Consider the following 14,526-nt stretch of genomic DNA (forward strand, 5'->3'; position numbering starts at 1 on the left):
GCGGCCTTACTTTTTGCACTGCCGGACTCTAGAGTGGGATGGGAAAGAGGAAGGACTGGCTAGTTATGTCTTTTAAGCTGCAACTTGATGTGAATAACGCTACGGTGGGCGAGCTATCCGCATTGCTTTCCGCTGCGCGTGCCGCGGGCGTGCGCGACGGCGACGCCCTCCACCTTGATGGCACCACAGTGACCATTGAGGTCTCCACGCCTCGGGAGCACAAGCCCACACCGCCGAGCCCGGAATCAACGCCGCAAAATTCCCGCCAAACCCCTCGCTCATGGGGCCGCGCCGACCGCATAGGGGAGGCCACCATTCGCTCCATCATTGATGCCCTCAATGATCGCGGCGAAAACCCGCGCGGCAATGACTACGGTTCTTTTAGCGATGGCGCTGGTTTCCATGGCTAAAATCAGTGGGGTACACCGCCGCAAACTCATCTATCTATGGGTCTTTGTGGCCGTGGCCGTCATCGTGGCCATCGCAGTAGGGGTATGGGCAACCAACCGCGACAATCCACCCAAAGGGACAATGACCGTGGGCGAGGCCGTGGCCGGTGGCGTAGTCCAAGAAGACGTTCCTGCGCAGGTCAATGGTGCCATTAGGGACGATAATTCCACCGATGCTAACCGGGTGACCTCCCTGGCTAAGGCATTGGGCATTCCCCTAAACTCCGTCCCGCGAGATATTACCCAGACCGAAAACGGTAAGTCTGATGTGCGCGTGTACCTTGAGCGCGAGCTGAGCAGTGCAGTGGAAGCCGGTGACATCAGTGAATCTGATGAAAAGGCGGTCCTCGTGGCCTTTGAACGAGGACTTGTAATGCCGGCTAGCGACGGCATCGTCGCAGAAAGTTACCCGGCGAACTAGCCGGGCTTAACTGCGAATTGGGGATGAAAATTCAGGCAACCCGCAGCCGGGCGGCATGGCCTTGGCAGTAACTCTTCCTAAGGTAAAACATCACAAATTGGTAACGAGCATAGTGCTCGGTGCCGAAGCCTTTGGAGGAGACTATGACTTTCAAGTCCACGCTATCGACCGCGGTGGGAGTAATCGCCGCCATCGCCATCCCCATCACCGGTGGGGTAGGAGTGGCCTATGCCGTCAATACCGTGCCGGCCGATACCATCGCCCAATCACTTCCCACTGGTGAACTGGCTGGCCACCTGAAAAACTTTGGTGCGGAAGCTACACGTGAAGACGCGCTGCGCATATTGGATGAGCTGAATTAGTCTAGAGGCCATGCTGATTGATGCCCTAAGCCTGAAATTTAAGCCCGATGACTACAGGGCAAAGCTGCCGGTTTTCGATTACTTGGCCGACCTAGGAAGCTTTAAGCTGCGGAGGCCGGTAACCGTCTTCGTGGGGGAAAACGGCATTGGTAAATCTAGTTTGCTCGCCGGTGTGGCCAGTGATTTGGGCTGCTCTCCCGAAGGCGGACGGATGGACGATCCCGATGAAATCGTTCCCCGCAGCCCCATTCGCTGCGTCACGGATAAAGTCATCCAACGCGCCTATTTCCTACGCGCTGAAAAACACGAGTATCTGATTGCACGCGGAGATTCATCAGACGAACGCGCAGGCCGCTCCACCTTGTCCCAGAATGTAGATTTATCTCGCCGCTCGCACGGACAATCCGTCTTCGACATGCTCTATGAGCACATCAATGGCCAAGGCGTATATGTCCTTGATGAGCCAGAATCGGGACTTTCCGTTATCCGGCAGCTGGCCCTAGTGGGGGAAATAGCCCAAGCGGTTGACCGCGGCGCGCAGATAATCATCGCCACGCACTCGCCAATTCTTTTGGCCTGCCCGGGGGCAGACATTGTGGAACTAAACGATACTGGCTTTGAACGCATCGCCTTCGATGAGGCGGAAGCCGTGGCGGCTACCCGTGAGCTTTTAGCGGATCCTGAAGGAACCATCCGCTTTATTGTCAACCCCGAGTAACCAAGCTCTGGCCTTTAAGAAACCTCCACGATGGTAACAGAAGGCCCATCCTCGCCAGCGCGGCGCCGCAGGAAGTGGGTGACTACCACACCAATCATGCCGACCACCCACACGGCTAGCACCGCCGCGGAGGCTGCAGTGAAATCCGGCATGGAGTAGTTAGGGGCAGCAGAGGAATGGTCCAGCACCATGCCGAAGAGCTGAGCGCCCAGCATGCCGGAGGTAAACCCGCCCATATTGCCCAGGCCCGTAGCAGTGGCCACCACGGATCGATCCATGCGCTCGCGCACGATATCGAAGCCATAGTTAGCCGTCGGCGTGCAGAGCGCGGTAACGAAGGACACCACCAAAATCGCGGCCAGACCACTGTCGGTGCCGAAGGTAAAGAAAATGAGCCAGGTCAGAACGTGGACCGCTACAAAACCCAGGCTGAGCCACGGGCGAATATGCTGTGCGCGGGAGGAAATCTTGCCGTGCAATGGGCCGACGAGGACCAAAAATACCGCCAACAAGGTAAGCACCAGGCTGGACTTCGCCTTGGATAGCTCCATTCCTTGGGTCATCATGGGCATTCCCCAGAGCATGACAAAGACGATGAGCGGGAGCATACCGATGTAGTGAATGAAGTAGGCCTGCCATGCCACTGGGGAGCGGAATACTTTCTTCAGGCGCGCCGGGATGCTGGTGGCCTGAGAGTTGGGCGGTTCTTTTTCCGTGGGGATAATGCCCAGCTTTTCCGGTGAATCTGCCACCGCTACAATCGCGGCGATGGCCACGAGAATGCCCACCGCACCAAGGGTAACGAAGGCGGCGGTCCAGCCGGCTGCGCCCAGCAACCACAAGAAAGGCACTGCGGAGATGAATTGGCCCATTTGCCCGAGCGACGAGGTCACCTGGGTAAACATAGGCGTGCGGTGCAGCGGGAACCAATAGGGAAGGATGCGCATCACGGAGAGAAACGCCGTGGCATCGCCCGCGCCAATAAGTATGCGGGCAGCGATGGCTACGCCGTAGCTCGTGGTAAAACCCAGCACAACCTGACCGATGCCCATGATGACGGCGCCGACTACCAGGAGCAGGCGTGGGCCAAATTTATCGATCAATATGCCGGTAGGAATTTGGGCTAGGGCATACACGCCCAGCTGCACGGAGGTAAAGACCGCGATACGGCCGGCATCAACATCGAAGCGCTCAATAGCGTCCAAGCCGGCCACGCCAAAAGAGGTACGGCCAGTAATCGCTACGAGGTAGACCGCCATGGCGGCCACCCAAATGCCTAAAGCTTGAGTGGTAATGACTTCTCTGGGATTCGGCTGCGACATGGCTGATACCTTACGCCTTAACTACTAAGATTCTTTTGTGTGAAGTATATTTCGACCCGCGATACCGCCCGTCAGCCCGCATCTTTTACGGATATTCTCCTTGGCGGGCTTGCCCCCGATGGAGGTTTGTACCTGCCAGAGAGCTACCCGCAGTTGGATTTCGCCACTTTAAATTCATGGCGCACGCTCCTTGCGGATGAAGGCTATGCGGCACTCGCGGCCGAGGTGCTCAAGCTTTTCATTGACGATATTCCGGCGCAAGATATCGAGGATATCGCTGCCCGGGCCTATACCAGCCCCAAGTTTGCAGACCCAGAGATCGTCCCCGTTACCGAACTGGGAGAGGGCCTTTTTATCGGGCACCTTTCTGAAGGACCTACTGCGGCATTTAAAGACATGGCCATGCAGCTTTTGGGGGAGCTTTTTGAATATGAGCTCGCCCGCCGCGGCGAGACGCTGAATATTTTGGGCGCCACCTCTGGTGATACGGGTTCTTCAGCAGAGTATGCGATGCGAGGTCGCCAGGGCATTCGCGTTTTTATGCTCACCCCGGCCGGCCGCATGACGGCCTTCCAGCAGGCACAGATGTTTGGCCTGGATGACCCGAATATCTTCAATATCGCCCTTGATGGCGTCTTTGATGATTGCCAGGATGTGGTCAAGGCGGTCTCGGGAGATGCCGACTTTAAGTCCACCTACCGTATCGGTGCGGTAAATTCCATTAACTGGGCGCGGCTTATGGCCCAGGTGGTCTACTACATCTCCTGCTGGCTGAAGGTCACCGACAATGCCGAGCAGAAGGTTTCCTTCAGCGTTCCTACCGGCAACTTTGGCGATATCTGCGCCGGCCACATCGCCCGCCAGATGGGGCTTCCCATCGATCGCCTCATCGTGGCTACCAATGAAAATGACGTGCTAGATGAGTTTTTCCGCACAGGAAACTACCGTCCGCGCCCTGCCGCAGAAACCGTGGCTACGTCTTCGCCGTCGATGGATATCTCGCGTGCCTCTAATTTTGAGCGGTTTGTGTTCGACTTGCTCGGCCGCGATGCAGCCCAAGCAGCGGAGCTTTTTGGCACGAAGGTCAAAGAGGGCGGTTTCAGCCTCAACCAAGAGAAGATCGCCGCCGCCGGTCAAGAGTACGGATTCCTATCCGGCTCCTCCACCCACGCCGATCGCCTCGCCACCATCAAAGACGTGCACGAGCGTTTCAACTACCTGGTGGATCCGCACACAGCCGATGGCATTAAGGTCGCCCGCGGGGCGCAGCGCGAAGGCTTGGAGACGCCCATCGTATGCTTGGAGACTGCACTGCCGGTGAAGTTTGCAGAGACCATCACAGAGGCCATTGGCTCTGCCCCCGAGCCGCCTGAGCGTTTTGCTGGCATTCTCGATACTGAGCGGCATGTTAAGGACTTGCCCAATGATGCTGCGGTGGTCAAGGATTACATCACCACGTCGATTCAGAAAACGGAGGTTTAGCTCATGGCCCTAGAAAATTTTGCCGGCCCGGAACACTACACCGAGTTTGACCCAGAAAAGTTCATCCGCGATCTCAAGGCCCAGGCGGAGATGGCTAAGGATGAAGACGCTAAGGACGACGCCGGGGATGCGGGCGCGGATAGCAACTAGCGTTGGTGCAGTCTGCACGGCCGTGCTCCTCGCGGCCTGCAGCCCGATTCGGGGTGGGGAAGAACCAAGTTTTTCTGCCCTGTCTTATAAAAACCTCATTCCTAATGAGGTCTATTCCCCGGCCGTGGCGCCTATCGCGCCGGGCACGGCTCTTGAGCTCTCCGGCGATGACCCGCAGCCGGGTGCTTATTTCCAGTACCACTCTTGTACGGCGGCATGGTCATTTACGCTTGCCGACGCCCGCACCATCGCCGTTACCGCCGGCCATTGCGGCAAACCTCACGATAAGGTCTGGGCTGGCTCTGCCGACGGTGAGTTCAAATATCCCGCCGAGCCCATTGGTGAGGTCATTTATTCTGATATCTACGCCGAAAAGAGTTATGACCTCGACGTAGCTTTTATCGAAATCACCAGCAGTGCTGATTACTATGTCCCCGGGGAAGTGGACAATACCGTCGCCACCTCGCTGGCTCATCTGCCACAGAAGGTGTGCAAGCTGGGCGTGGTTACTAATGAGACGTGTGGATCGCTATCCCATGATGCGGAAATTGCGCAGCTTACCTGGCAGGACCGCCAGTGGGATTCGCTTGCTGCACGGGCACATGTGTGCAGTACCAATGGCGATTCGGGCGGGCCGGTCTATGGCGAGGTAGAAGGCAAACAGACCATCGTGGGCGTGGTCTCTGGGACGACGCAATCTCTCGAAGAAGGGCGCTCCTGCGAGAACACACAGACGGATATGGAGCTGACTTTCACCTTGGCTACCGATATTCAACGGCTTGCCAAAAAGGTGTTGGGCCCGATGGCCTAGATCGGCGGCACTGGTCTACCCTAGGTGGCATGCCGACTCCAGATTTCATTGTTCAGCTGCGCGAAAAGATTGGTCACGATCAGATCTTCGTGCCGGCCTGTAGCGCCATTCTCCTCCGCGATGTACCCGCAGATGCCGCATTGTGGGAGGTTCCTTCCGTGCTCCTAGTCAAACGCTCCGATAATGGTGTGTGGACACCGGTGGAAGGAATCTGTGAGCCGGGCGAGGAAATTACCACCACTGCGCTGCGAGAGGTCAAAGAAGAAGTCGGACTCGAGGCCAAGGTGGAAGCGCTTTTGGGCGTAGGGCAAACCGGCCCAGTGACCTATCCCAATGGCGATGAGTGCACCTTCATGGGAACGGCGCTGCGTGTATCGGTAGCAGAGGGCGCAGAGCCGGTCATCAGTGATGAAGAAAATACCGAGGCGGATTGGTTCTCGGTGGCGAAGCTTCCCGATAGCGTTTCGCGCCGCCACCGCCTCATGATTGCTGACGCAGTAGCCCAGATGAAACATCCCCGCGGCTTTGTTCCACGTATGGGCTGGATGAAGCGCAGCGAGCAACCAGGGCTTTAGGTCGGCTTTGTTGCGGCGTCGGCAAGCAGCTTGCACAGATGCTGCGGATTGCGGGCGGCGATGAGGTCTTGTGCAATGCAGTCGCGCGCCGTGGCGATGTCTTCTTTATCGCCGCAGGCAATCACCGCAGTATTAATGGTGATGAGGACCTTGCCCTGTCGCGCCAACTCATAGAAAAGCGGGCAATCATCTGCACTCCAGCGCCATGCTGTGGCGTAGAAGTCCCGTGCGCCTTGGCCCAGCCACGACGTCTCCAAGAGCAGGTGCTCGCCGTAGAGATAGATGCCGTTTCGCTGCACGCCGGCGAGTACCTGTCTTACTGCAGTCAGGTCCGCGCACTCCCAAGCGATGAAGGTGATGGGGGAGGAACTATACATCAGCGGCGACCGTTGCGGCGCTTCCCACCTTCAAAGCTGGCGTCTCGCATAGCGGTTGCTCCTTTTATTGGCCTGTAGTGATAAGTGGCTCTTCAGGGCCTGTTTCCTTTTTGCCTTCCCATACCCAGCTCAGGAAGCGGGTGGAGCACAGCATCCAGTGTGCGGTGAGGAGAACCGGGATGGTGAGCGCAATGGCGTCGATAAGCTCGGAGCCATTGACCAATGCCAGCTGGTGGCCGCCCATGCTGACGGTTCCCGGCGGGAAGGTGCACGACCACCAGGCAGGGGAATAGGGGACCCACCGAGCTACATTGGGATAGAAGGTAAACATCGCGTAGATGGATAGCGGAATGGCGATGATGAGGGCAGTCAGGCCGTAATAAATGGATACCGGGCCGGGGAAAAGAATCTGCATAGCCGTGGTGGACTGGCCTACCACGCCTAGTGGTACCCAGGCAGTGGCTGATTTCGCGCCGGTAAAATCCACCTTCCCGTGCCATGCGGCCCAGTACACGCGAGCAAAGGTCGGCACCGCCGTTACCAGGGACATGAAGAAAAATATCATGCCCATTACGTGGTAGAACTGGCCGTAATCGTGAGCCAGCCAACCAGAAACCGAGGCCGAAATCATGGGGCCAACCAGTGGCAGGCCCCAGGTGAACTTCGGCTCGCCATCAAAGCGTGTGAGCTGGATAGCCCACGTGATAACCGTAATTGGGCCACCGATCCAAAAGCCTATGAGGCGGAAAGTAGGAATGTCCGTGAGCCCGGAAAGCGCGGCGCCGAGCGCCAAGATTCCGATGAAAAACATCGACCATTCCGCCATCGTGGTGCGCTCGAAGCTGGGATGGCGGTAGCGCAAGAAACCCGCGGTGAGGACGACAAAGATGACGCACGCAATGGCGGCAAAAATGCCGGCCAGGATCATCATGCCTTCTTCCACGAGTAGGCGCGAAACGATGGAGGTGCCCATGAGGCTGCCTCCCCACGCGGGGCCAGGGGCTGGGAGTTGGCGGAATCTATCAGTCACACCCACATGTTAATTTCTTTCGGTCGGGTTATCAGAATTTTGCTCTCGTTTGGGCTGGTGAGAACTCTCGCTAAGTATGGATTTAGGGGCGGGGGTCAAGCCTAGATCATCTTGTGGCATCGATCGCATCTCGCGGGGTCGGCTTAGAAAAAGCAAGTCCCGAGACCCACTGAAGGTCTCGGGACTGAGCTTTGTAGGCGCGTGCCCTTTCGTCCCCTATAGGACGCTGGCTAGCGCAGCTTTAGCAATCGAAATACATCTCAAATTCCTGCGGGGTTGGGCGCAGGCGAACGGGGTTAATCTCGTTCTCGTATTTGTAGTTGATGTAGGTCTCGATGAGATCCTCGGTGAAAACATCGCCTTCGGTGAGGAAGTCCATGTCCTCCTGCAGGGCCTTGAGGGAAGCCTCGAGGGAGGTCGGGGCCTGCGGGATGGATTCAGCTTCTGCAGGCGGCAGCTCGTAGAGGTCCTTATCTACCGGAGCGTGTGGCTCGATGCGGTTCTTTACGCCGTCGATGCCGGCCATCATCATGGCGGCAAAGCCCAAGTACGGGTTGCCGGATGGGTCCGGAGCGCGGAATTCGATGCGCTTAGCCTTCGGGTTGGAACCGGTAATCGGGATACGGATTGCAGCGGAGCGATTGCGCTGGGAGTAGACTAGGTTAATCGGAGCCTCGAAGCCTGGGACCAGACGGTGATAGGAGTTCAGCGTTGGGTTGGTGAACGCAAGCACAGCACCAGCGTGGTGGAGGATGCCGCCAATATAGTAGCGGGCGATATCGGAAAGACCTGCGTAGCCGGCTTCATCGTGGAACAGCGGCTTGCCGTCCTTCCACAGGGACATGTGGGCGTGCATGCCGGAACCATTATCGCCAGCCAACGGCTTGGGCATGAAGGTGGCGGTCTTGCCCCACTGCGCTGCGGTCTGCTTGACCACGTACTTGAAGGTCTGAATGTCATCGCCCGCGTGCAACATGGAATTGAAGCGGTAGTTGATTTCGTTCTGGCCGGCGCCCACCTCGTGGTGGAAGCGCTCGATGTGGAAGCCTACCTTTTGCAGGTTTTCCACCATGGCGTCGCGCACTTCACCGTGCTTGTCATACGGCGCGGTGGGGAAGTAGCCGCCCTTCAGGCGGGTCTTGTAGCCGGTGTTCGGGGTGCCGTCGAAGTTGGTTTCGCTATCGCGGTTCCACCAACCTTCATCGGAATCAACCTCGTAAAAGCCGTGCTGGACGTCGGTGCCAAAGCGTACGGAGTCAAAGAGGTAGAACTCGGCCTCAGCGCCAAAGTTGCAGGTATCGGCGATGCCGGTGGACTGCAGGTACTCTTCCGCCTTGCGCGCGATGTTGCGCGGGTCGCGGGAGAACGGTTCAAAGGTAAATGGGTCGTGGACGAAGAACTTGATATTCAGGGTCTTGGCCGTACGGAACGGATCAATATGCGCGGTGGCTGGATCCGGCAGCAGGGTCATATCGGACTCATCGATGGTGGTGAATCCGCGGATAGAGGAGCCGTCGAAAGCGAGGCCGCTTTCGGCATCTTCTACGGTGAACTCTTCTGCTGGGATGGAAAAGTGGTGCTCGGTGCCTGGGACGTCCGTAAAACGGATATCGACGAATTTTACGTCCTCGTCCTTAATAAACTGGACGATGTCCTGCACTGTCTCGAAAGACACGTTTGTCTCCTCGTTGTTGACCGGTGAATTGTCTCTCTATAGCCTACTAGGTTCTCGCCCTAGGGATTGCGATTCCCCTCGTTTCACATCTCACTTTCCGCCCGCTAGATTGGTGAGCATGGCAGATAAGCGTACGTGGCTCGACGGCCCAAATATTCCGGGCGAATACGATGATATGGAAGGCCCCGGTCGCTGGCCGGGAGAAAAGCTGGGTCTTCCGGAGTCCGGACCGGGGTCACTAGCTTCCGTTGGCCGCCGCGCCGGCGCTGTGGCGATTGACTGGATCGTGTGCATGCTCATCGCCAACCTCATCCACATGTTTACTACGGAACTCGGCGGTGTGGCTTTCTTGGGCTACGCCCTCTGGGTCATCATGGGCATCGTGTGTGGTTGGCTTTTCGCCCGCACTCCCGGCATGTTGCTTTTAGGCATGGGTGTTGCCCGACTTGACGTTCCCGGTGCCCGCGTGGGCTTGTGGCGCGCGGCGTTGCGCACCGTGCTGACCGGAGTACTTTTCCCAGCGGCCATGGTTGATGCGGATGGACGCGGAATGCATGACCGCGCCACCGGCACCATCGTTATTCGCTCCTAAGTCGCCCGGATTTTCCGGGCAAGAGAAAATCCCTGCCACACCTCATATGGTGCGGCAGGGATTCGCTTTAGGCGCCCTACTTATTCTTTTTGCGCTGCTGGGCGCGGCGCATGCGGCGGTTCATGCCGGCCATGTTCTGGGCCTGGTGGGGGACAGGGCCCTTGGGCATGCCCGGGGTGGTACCCGGCATGGAGTCCATGGCCTCGATGCGGCGGATGTTTTCGTAGGTTTCGTTCTTATTAAAGTTGCGCGGCAGCTTCATGACCTTATTGCGCAGCTTGGATACGGGGACCTCGTCCTCGCCGTTGCCTACGAAGATCTCGTAGATGGGAACGCCGCCGGCGATCTTGTCTACGCGCTTCTTAAGCTGGTTGAGGGTAGGGCGCACGCGGTTCTTATTGCCCTCGCACACGAAGATGACGCCGGCATTGCCGATGACGCGGTGGATAAGATCCTGCTGGCGGGTGGCGGCCACGCCGGTTTTGACGGACCAGACGATGCCCACGGTATTGCGCAGCTGCTGCTCGAGTGCCCAGCCCGCAGCACCCGGCTGGTCTTCCACGCGCTTGTACATATCGCGCTCAAGGCGGCGGGTAAATAGGAACATTGCGAGCAGCGCGCCGATGCCCAAGCCCAGGATGAGCATGAACCACTGGCCGTTGAAAAGCGAGCCGATCAGGAAGAAGAGCAAGCCCATGCCCAGGAAGGCGCCCAGCATGATGGGGATAAGCGCCTTATCCTGCTTGCGCTGCATATTAAATGCTTGCCACATTTGGGACCAGGTTTGCTTACGCTGCTGGCGCTTGGCCGCGCGTTCTTGCTTCTTTGCAGCCTTTAGTGCTGCCTTGTCATCTTTCGCCATGGCTCCTACTTTAAAGGTCAATGGGCATGAATGTTAAAACGGCCCACGCGGAAAGCGCAGGCCGTTATGAAAACGTGTGGTTTAGCGGACGGTGGCCGCCGCCGAATTCGCATTAGCCGGAGCCTTGGCCATGCGGGTGGTCACGGGTGTTTCTTCCGATGGGCCGTATTTCTCCAGCAGGGTGGAGGCTTCTTGGGCGGTGGCACCCTGAGAGGTCTCCGCCAGGTGCTTGAGGTTATCCGGCAGCTCGAAGCCGCGCTTTTCCATAGCCTGCACGTAGAGGCGGCCAGCGCGATAAGAAGAGCGCACCAGCGGGCCGGACATGACGCCGCCGAAGCCGAGTTCCTTAGCCAGCTTGGAGTGGGCCACGAATTCCTCCGGGCGTACCCAGCGCTCAATCGGGTGGAAGCGCGGGCCGGGGCGCAGGTACTGGGTGATGGTGATGATATCGCAGCCAGCAGAGCGCAGGTCACGCAATGCTTCCTCGACCTCGTCCTCGGTCTCGCCCATGCCCAAAATCAGGTTGGACTTGGTAATGAGGCCATAATCATGTGCCTGGCGGATGACGTCCAAGGAGCGCTCGTAGCGGAAGGCCGGGCGGATGCGCTTGAAGATGCGCGGCACGGTCTCCAGGTTGTGCGCGAAGACCTCCGGCTTGGCTTCGAAGACCTCCTCCAGCAGGTCCGGTTTGCCAGAGAAATCCGGGGTGAGGTTTTCCACGCCGGTGTGGGGGTTAAGCTCGTGAATCTTGCGCACGACCTCGGCGTAGAGCCATGCACCCTCATCGGGGAGATCATCGCGGGTAACACCGGTAATGGTGGTGTAATTAAGATCCATTTCCCGGATATTTTCGGCTACGCGGCGCGGCTCATCGCGGTCTAGTTCTTCCGGCTTGCCGGTGGCGATATCGCAGAAGTCGCAGCGGCGGGTGCACTTATCGCCACCGATGAGGAAGGTAGCCTCGCGGGATTCCCAGCACTCGTGGATATTCGGGCAACCTGCCTCCTGGCACACGGTGTGCAGGGAGGCCCCGGCCACGCGGGACTTCATGTCCTCATAGCCCGGGCCAGTGCGAACCTGGTTGCGGATCCAGCGTGGCTTTTGTTCGATGGGTGACTCCGCATTCTTCTTTTCAATGCGGAGCATCTTGCGTCCTTCAGGCTTAACAGTCACAAAAACTCACTTTATCGGTTGATGGTGGTGATGGCTAATAGCTCTTCTAGGTATAATTCGCCGCGGTCACATCCTATTCCGCGCCAGCCCCAAACTAGGGTTCTTGCCGCGCTTGTCGACGCCTCTGTCTAGCCCTTTCATTCGCTAACTTCGTGGGATCAGGGGCTGAGCCAAAGGTGTGGTCGGCGACAATGAGGCGGCCCGAGAGGGCGTCATCAAGCGCCTGCAAAAGCGGTTGGGTGGCATCCTCGAGGCTGACCTGGCGTCCGAGCTCCAGCGATAGGGTGGTGACATCGGCGTCATCGATGCCACATGCCACGATGTGGTCGTAGTATTCCAGCGTATTGCAGCAGTTAAGCGCCAAACCGTGCATGGTCACCCCGCGAGTAATGCGGATTCCAAGAGCGGCAATCTTGCGGTCACGCTTCGGAGCGGAGGGATCCTTGGCTTCGGTAGTGGAAGGAACCCACACGCCCGAGCGGCCATCGATGCGCCCGGCGGTGGTTACCCCCATCTGGCGGACCGTCTGGATGGTGGCCTCCTCGAGGCGGCGGACATAGTCGACGACGTCGACGGGCTCGGCCAATTTGATAATGGGGTAGATGACCAGCTGGCCTTCGCCATGCCAGGTGATGCGCCCGCCACGGTCAACGGTGATAACGGGCAGGCCGTTATCTGGCATATCTTCCGGTTGGGTGCGCTTGCCGGCGGTATAGATATTGGGGTGTTCGACTACGAGCACCACATCGTCTTGTTCCCCCTTGGCGCGCGCGGCTGCTACCTCGGCCTGGTAGTCCCAGGCCTCCTGGTAGTCCATCCGGCCCAAGAAACGGACCTCTAGTGGTTTATCGGAGGCGCGGATAGAACGCTCGGCGGGGAAGAAAGGATCGCGTGGTGCAGTCATAGACTCAAAGTTTCCTCTGGTGCGGTGGGCAAAGCAAAGCGGGAGGGTGCGCGTGGCACACCCTCCCGCGTGGGGTCGAATTAATCTAGGCCGTTGGCGGATGCATAAGCGGCAGCATCCATGAGCTCGCCGGCCTCATCAACCTCAACCTCGAAAAGCCAGCCCTCGCCGAACGGGTCGTTGTTGATGACAGCGTAGTCATCGTGCACAACCTCGTTAACGGCCTTTACGGTGCCGGTGACAGGGGAGTAGAGGTCAGAGACGGACTTCGTGGATTCGACCTCGCCACAAGACTCGCCGGCGGTAACGGTATCGCCTACCTCCGGCAGTTCGGCGAAGACGACCTCACCGAGGCGGTCAGCAGCCACGGAAGTAATGCCGATGCGCACGGTAGCGCCAGCAACGGCATCGGCGGCAGCGTTGACCCACTCGTGGTCTTCGGAGTAGGAAAAATCTTGAGGAAGGTTAGCCATGGTGATGTAGTCCTTTCGGGCTGGTTGAAAAGATGCTTACTTATCGCGCTTATAGAACGGCAACGCGGTTACTTCAAAAGGATAGCGCTTACCGCGAATCTCCACCTCTACAGCGGAGCCGGGCTCGAGGTTCGCGCCGGTATTCAGCAGCGCGATGGCCACTGGGTGTCCCAGAGTGGGGGAAGGCTGGCCGGAGGTGACCGTGCCTACCTTCTCATCGCCCACGAAAACCTCGGCACCGGCGCGGGCTGCGCGGCGCTGCTCGGAGGTGAGACCGGTGATCGCTACCTGCGGGCCTTCGGCGGCGCGTTGGCGGACGACCTCGGAGCCGACGAAATCGGCCTCCTTTTTGGCAAAGGCACGGGCCATGCCCGCCTCTACCGGGGTGATGTCGCGGGAGAGCTCGTTGCCGTAAAGAGGCATGCCGGCCTCGAGGCGTAGGGAATCGCGGGCGGCGAGGCCGCACGGCTTGAGGTCGTATTCTGCACCGGCCTTGAGCAGCTCTTCCCACAGCCGCGCGGCATCGGAGTTGTACACAATGAGCTCGAAGCCATCCTCACCGGTGTAGCCGGTGCGCGCGATGATGGCAAAGGTGCGCGCCACCTTACCCATGGTGGCGGCGTAATAGCCGAGGTTATAGACCTCGTCCTGCTTATTGTCTTCCACCAACGGGACGAGGATTTCTGCGGCCTTAGGACCCTGGACGGCGATCATGGCCACGTCACGGGACTCGTTCTTCAAGGTGACGTCGAAGCCCTCGGCGCGCTTGTTGAGCTCGTCCCACACGGTATCGGCATTGCCGGCATTCGGGACGACCAGGAATTTATCTTCCTCAAAGCGGTAGGTAATGAGGTCATCGATGATGCCGCCGTCCTCGGCGGTGATCATGGAGTACTTGGCCTTGCCCACCTTGAGGGGCTCAAAGTTGGAGATGAAGGCATAGGACAAGAACTTGCCGGCGTCGGCGCCGTTGACCCAGATTTCGCCCATATGAGACAGGTCAAATAGACCGGCGCTGTTGCGTACAGCGCGGTGCTCGTCTAGCTCGTTATGGTACTTCAGCGGCATGTTCCATGGGCCGAAGGCCGTAAAGGTGGCGCCGAGCTTCTCGTGCTCGGCATTGAGTGGGGAGGTAAGTAGTTCGGTCATG

General features: G+C 58.6%; 18 protein-coding genes. 9 read left to right on the forward strand and 9 right to left on the reverse strand.

Features of this window, described 5'->3' with window-relative positions; all coding sequences use genetic code 11:
• The first annotated feature begins 65 nt into the window (after window positions 1–65).
• The 4 genes from WMP97_RS00400 (at window position 66) to WMP97_RS00415 (ending at window position 1,950) form a co-directional block, all read left to right on the forward strand.
• Window positions 66–410 carry a hypothetical protein gene (locus WMP97_RS00400; protein ID WP_239204435.1) on the forward strand — a complete coding sequence of 115 codons (345 nt, stop codon included), beginning with the start codon at window positions 66–68 and terminating at the stop codon, window positions 408–410.
• Complete coding sequence (locus WMP97_RS00405) at window positions 403–870, forward strand: hypothetical protein (protein ID WP_340439602.1); 468 nt, start codon at window positions 403–405, stop codon at window positions 868–870. The genes WMP97_RS00400 and WMP97_RS00405 overlap by 8 nt, the downstream gene beginning before the upstream one ends.
• A gap of 143 nt (window positions 871–1,013) precedes the next feature.
• Entirely contained in the window at window positions 1,014–1,232 is a 219-nt protein-coding gene (locus WMP97_RS00410; protein ID WP_023021145.1) for a hypothetical protein, read from the forward strand.
• Between the two features lie 10 nt (window positions 1,233–1,242).
• On the forward strand, window positions 1,243–1,950 hold the full coding sequence (locus WMP97_RS00415) for an AAA family ATPase (RefSeq protein WP_340431793.1): 708 nt from the start codon (window positions 1,243–1,245) through the stop codon (window positions 1,948–1,950).
• Between the two features lie 14 nt (window positions 1,951–1,964).
• On the opposite strand, the gene WMP97_RS00420 is transcribed toward WMP97_RS00415, so the two are convergent.
• Window positions 1,965–3,272: an MFS transporter gene (locus WMP97_RS00420; protein ID WP_049361303.1), complete on the reverse strand. Its 1,308-nt coding sequence runs from the start codon at window positions 3,270–3,272 to the stop codon at window positions 1,965–1,967.
• A gap of 39 nt (window positions 3,273–3,311) precedes the next feature.
• On the opposite strand from WMP97_RS00420, the gene thrC reads away from it, so the two are divergent.
• The 4 genes from thrC to WMP97_RS00440 are packed head-to-tail and all read left to right on the forward strand — an operon-like array spanning window position 3,312 to window position 6,290.
• Complete coding sequence (thrC, locus tag WMP97_RS00425; RefSeq protein WP_340439603.1) at window positions 3,312–4,754, forward strand: threonine synthase; 1,443 nt, start codon at window positions 3,312–3,314, stop codon at window positions 4,752–4,754.
• Window positions 4,755–4,757: 3 nt separating this feature from the next.
• Window positions 4,758–4,904: a hypothetical protein gene (locus WMP97_RS00430; protein WP_023021149.1), complete on the forward strand. Its 147-nt coding sequence runs from the start codon at window positions 4,758–4,760 to the stop codon at window positions 4,902–4,904.
• Window positions 4,905–4,926: 22 nt separating this feature from the next.
• On the forward strand, window positions 4,927–5,715 hold the full coding sequence (locus WMP97_RS00435) for a trypsin-like serine protease (RefSeq protein WP_340439604.1): 789 nt from the start codon (window positions 4,927–4,929) through the stop codon (window positions 5,713–5,715).
• Between the two features lie 29 nt (window positions 5,716–5,744).
• A complete protein-coding gene (locus WMP97_RS00440; protein WP_239204425.1) occupies window positions 5,745–6,290 on the forward strand; it encodes an NUDIX hydrolase in 546 nt (181 codons plus the stop codon).
• Here the strand turns inward: WMP97_RS00440 and WMP97_RS00445 are convergent.
• The 3 genes from WMP97_RS00445 to glnA form a co-directional block, all read right to left on the reverse strand.
• Window positions 6,287–6,667, reverse strand: a complete 381-nt coding sequence (locus tag WMP97_RS00445) for a hypothetical protein (RefSeq protein ID WP_301732247.1) — start codon at window positions 6,665–6,667, stop codon at window positions 6,287–6,289. The genes WMP97_RS00440 and WMP97_RS00445 overlap by 4 nt on opposite strands.
• Window positions 6,668–6,731: 64 nt before the next feature.
• Complete coding sequence (locus WMP97_RS00450) at window positions 6,732–7,697, reverse strand: TDT family transporter (protein WP_340439605.1); 966 nt, start codon at window positions 7,695–7,697, stop codon at window positions 6,732–6,734.
• A 241-nt stretch (window positions 7,698–7,938) separates the two neighbouring features.
• Window positions 7,939–9,372 carry a type I glutamate--ammonia ligase gene (gene glnA / locus WMP97_RS00455; RefSeq protein ID WP_239207505.1) on the reverse strand — a complete coding sequence of 478 codons (1,434 nt, stop codon included), beginning with the start codon at window positions 9,370–9,372 and terminating at the stop codon, window positions 7,939–7,941.
• Window positions 9,373–9,490: 118 nt separating this feature from the next.
• Here glnA and WMP97_RS00460 point away from each other — a divergent pair, with 118 nt between their 5' ends.
• Complete coding sequence (locus tag WMP97_RS00460) at window positions 9,491–9,964, forward strand: RDD family protein (RefSeq protein ID WP_023021155.1); 474 nt, start codon at window positions 9,491–9,493, stop codon at window positions 9,962–9,964.
• 76 nt (window positions 9,965–10,040) lie between these two features.
• On the opposite strand, the gene WMP97_RS00465 is transcribed toward WMP97_RS00460, so the two are convergent.
• The 5 genes from WMP97_RS00465 to gcvT form a co-directional block, all read right to left on the reverse strand.
• On the reverse strand, window positions 10,041–10,826 hold the full coding sequence (locus WMP97_RS00465; RefSeq protein WP_086587363.1) for a DUF4191 domain-containing protein: 786 nt from the start codon (window positions 10,824–10,826) through the stop codon (window positions 10,041–10,043).
• An 81-nt stretch (window positions 10,827–10,907) separates the two neighbouring features.
• Window positions 10,908–11,972 (reverse strand): lipoyl synthase, encoded by a 1,065-nt coding sequence (gene lipA / locus WMP97_RS00470; RefSeq protein WP_284835852.1) that lies wholly within the window; start codon window positions 11,970–11,972, stop codon window positions 10,908–10,910.
• 121 nt (window positions 11,973–12,093) lie between these two features.
• Complete coding sequence (gene lipB / locus WMP97_RS00475) at window positions 12,094–12,903, reverse strand: lipoyl(octanoyl) transferase LipB (RefSeq protein WP_023021158.1); 810 nt, start codon at window positions 12,901–12,903, stop codon at window positions 12,094–12,096.
• An 80-nt stretch (window positions 12,904–12,983) separates the two neighbouring features.
• The gene (gcvH, locus tag WMP97_RS00480; RefSeq protein WP_340439606.1) at window positions 12,984–13,376 is read right to left on the reverse strand and encodes a glycine cleavage system protein GcvH; all 393 of its coding nucleotides are present in this window, start codon (window positions 13,374–13,376) and stop codon (window positions 12,984–12,986) included.
• A 36-nt stretch (window positions 13,377–13,412) separates the two neighbouring features.
• Window positions 13,413–14,525, reverse strand: a complete 1,113-nt coding sequence (gcvT, locus tag WMP97_RS00485) for a glycine cleavage system aminomethyltransferase GcvT (RefSeq protein ID WP_340439607.1) — start codon at window positions 14,523–14,525, stop codon at window positions 13,413–13,415.
• Window position 14,526 lies beyond the last annotated feature (1 nt).

The organism is Corynebacterium sp. KPL4072 (assembly GCF_037908395.1).
GTDB classification, from domain to species: Bacteria; Actinomycetota; Actinomycetes; order Mycobacteriales; family Mycobacteriaceae; genus Corynebacterium; species Corynebacterium kefirresidentii.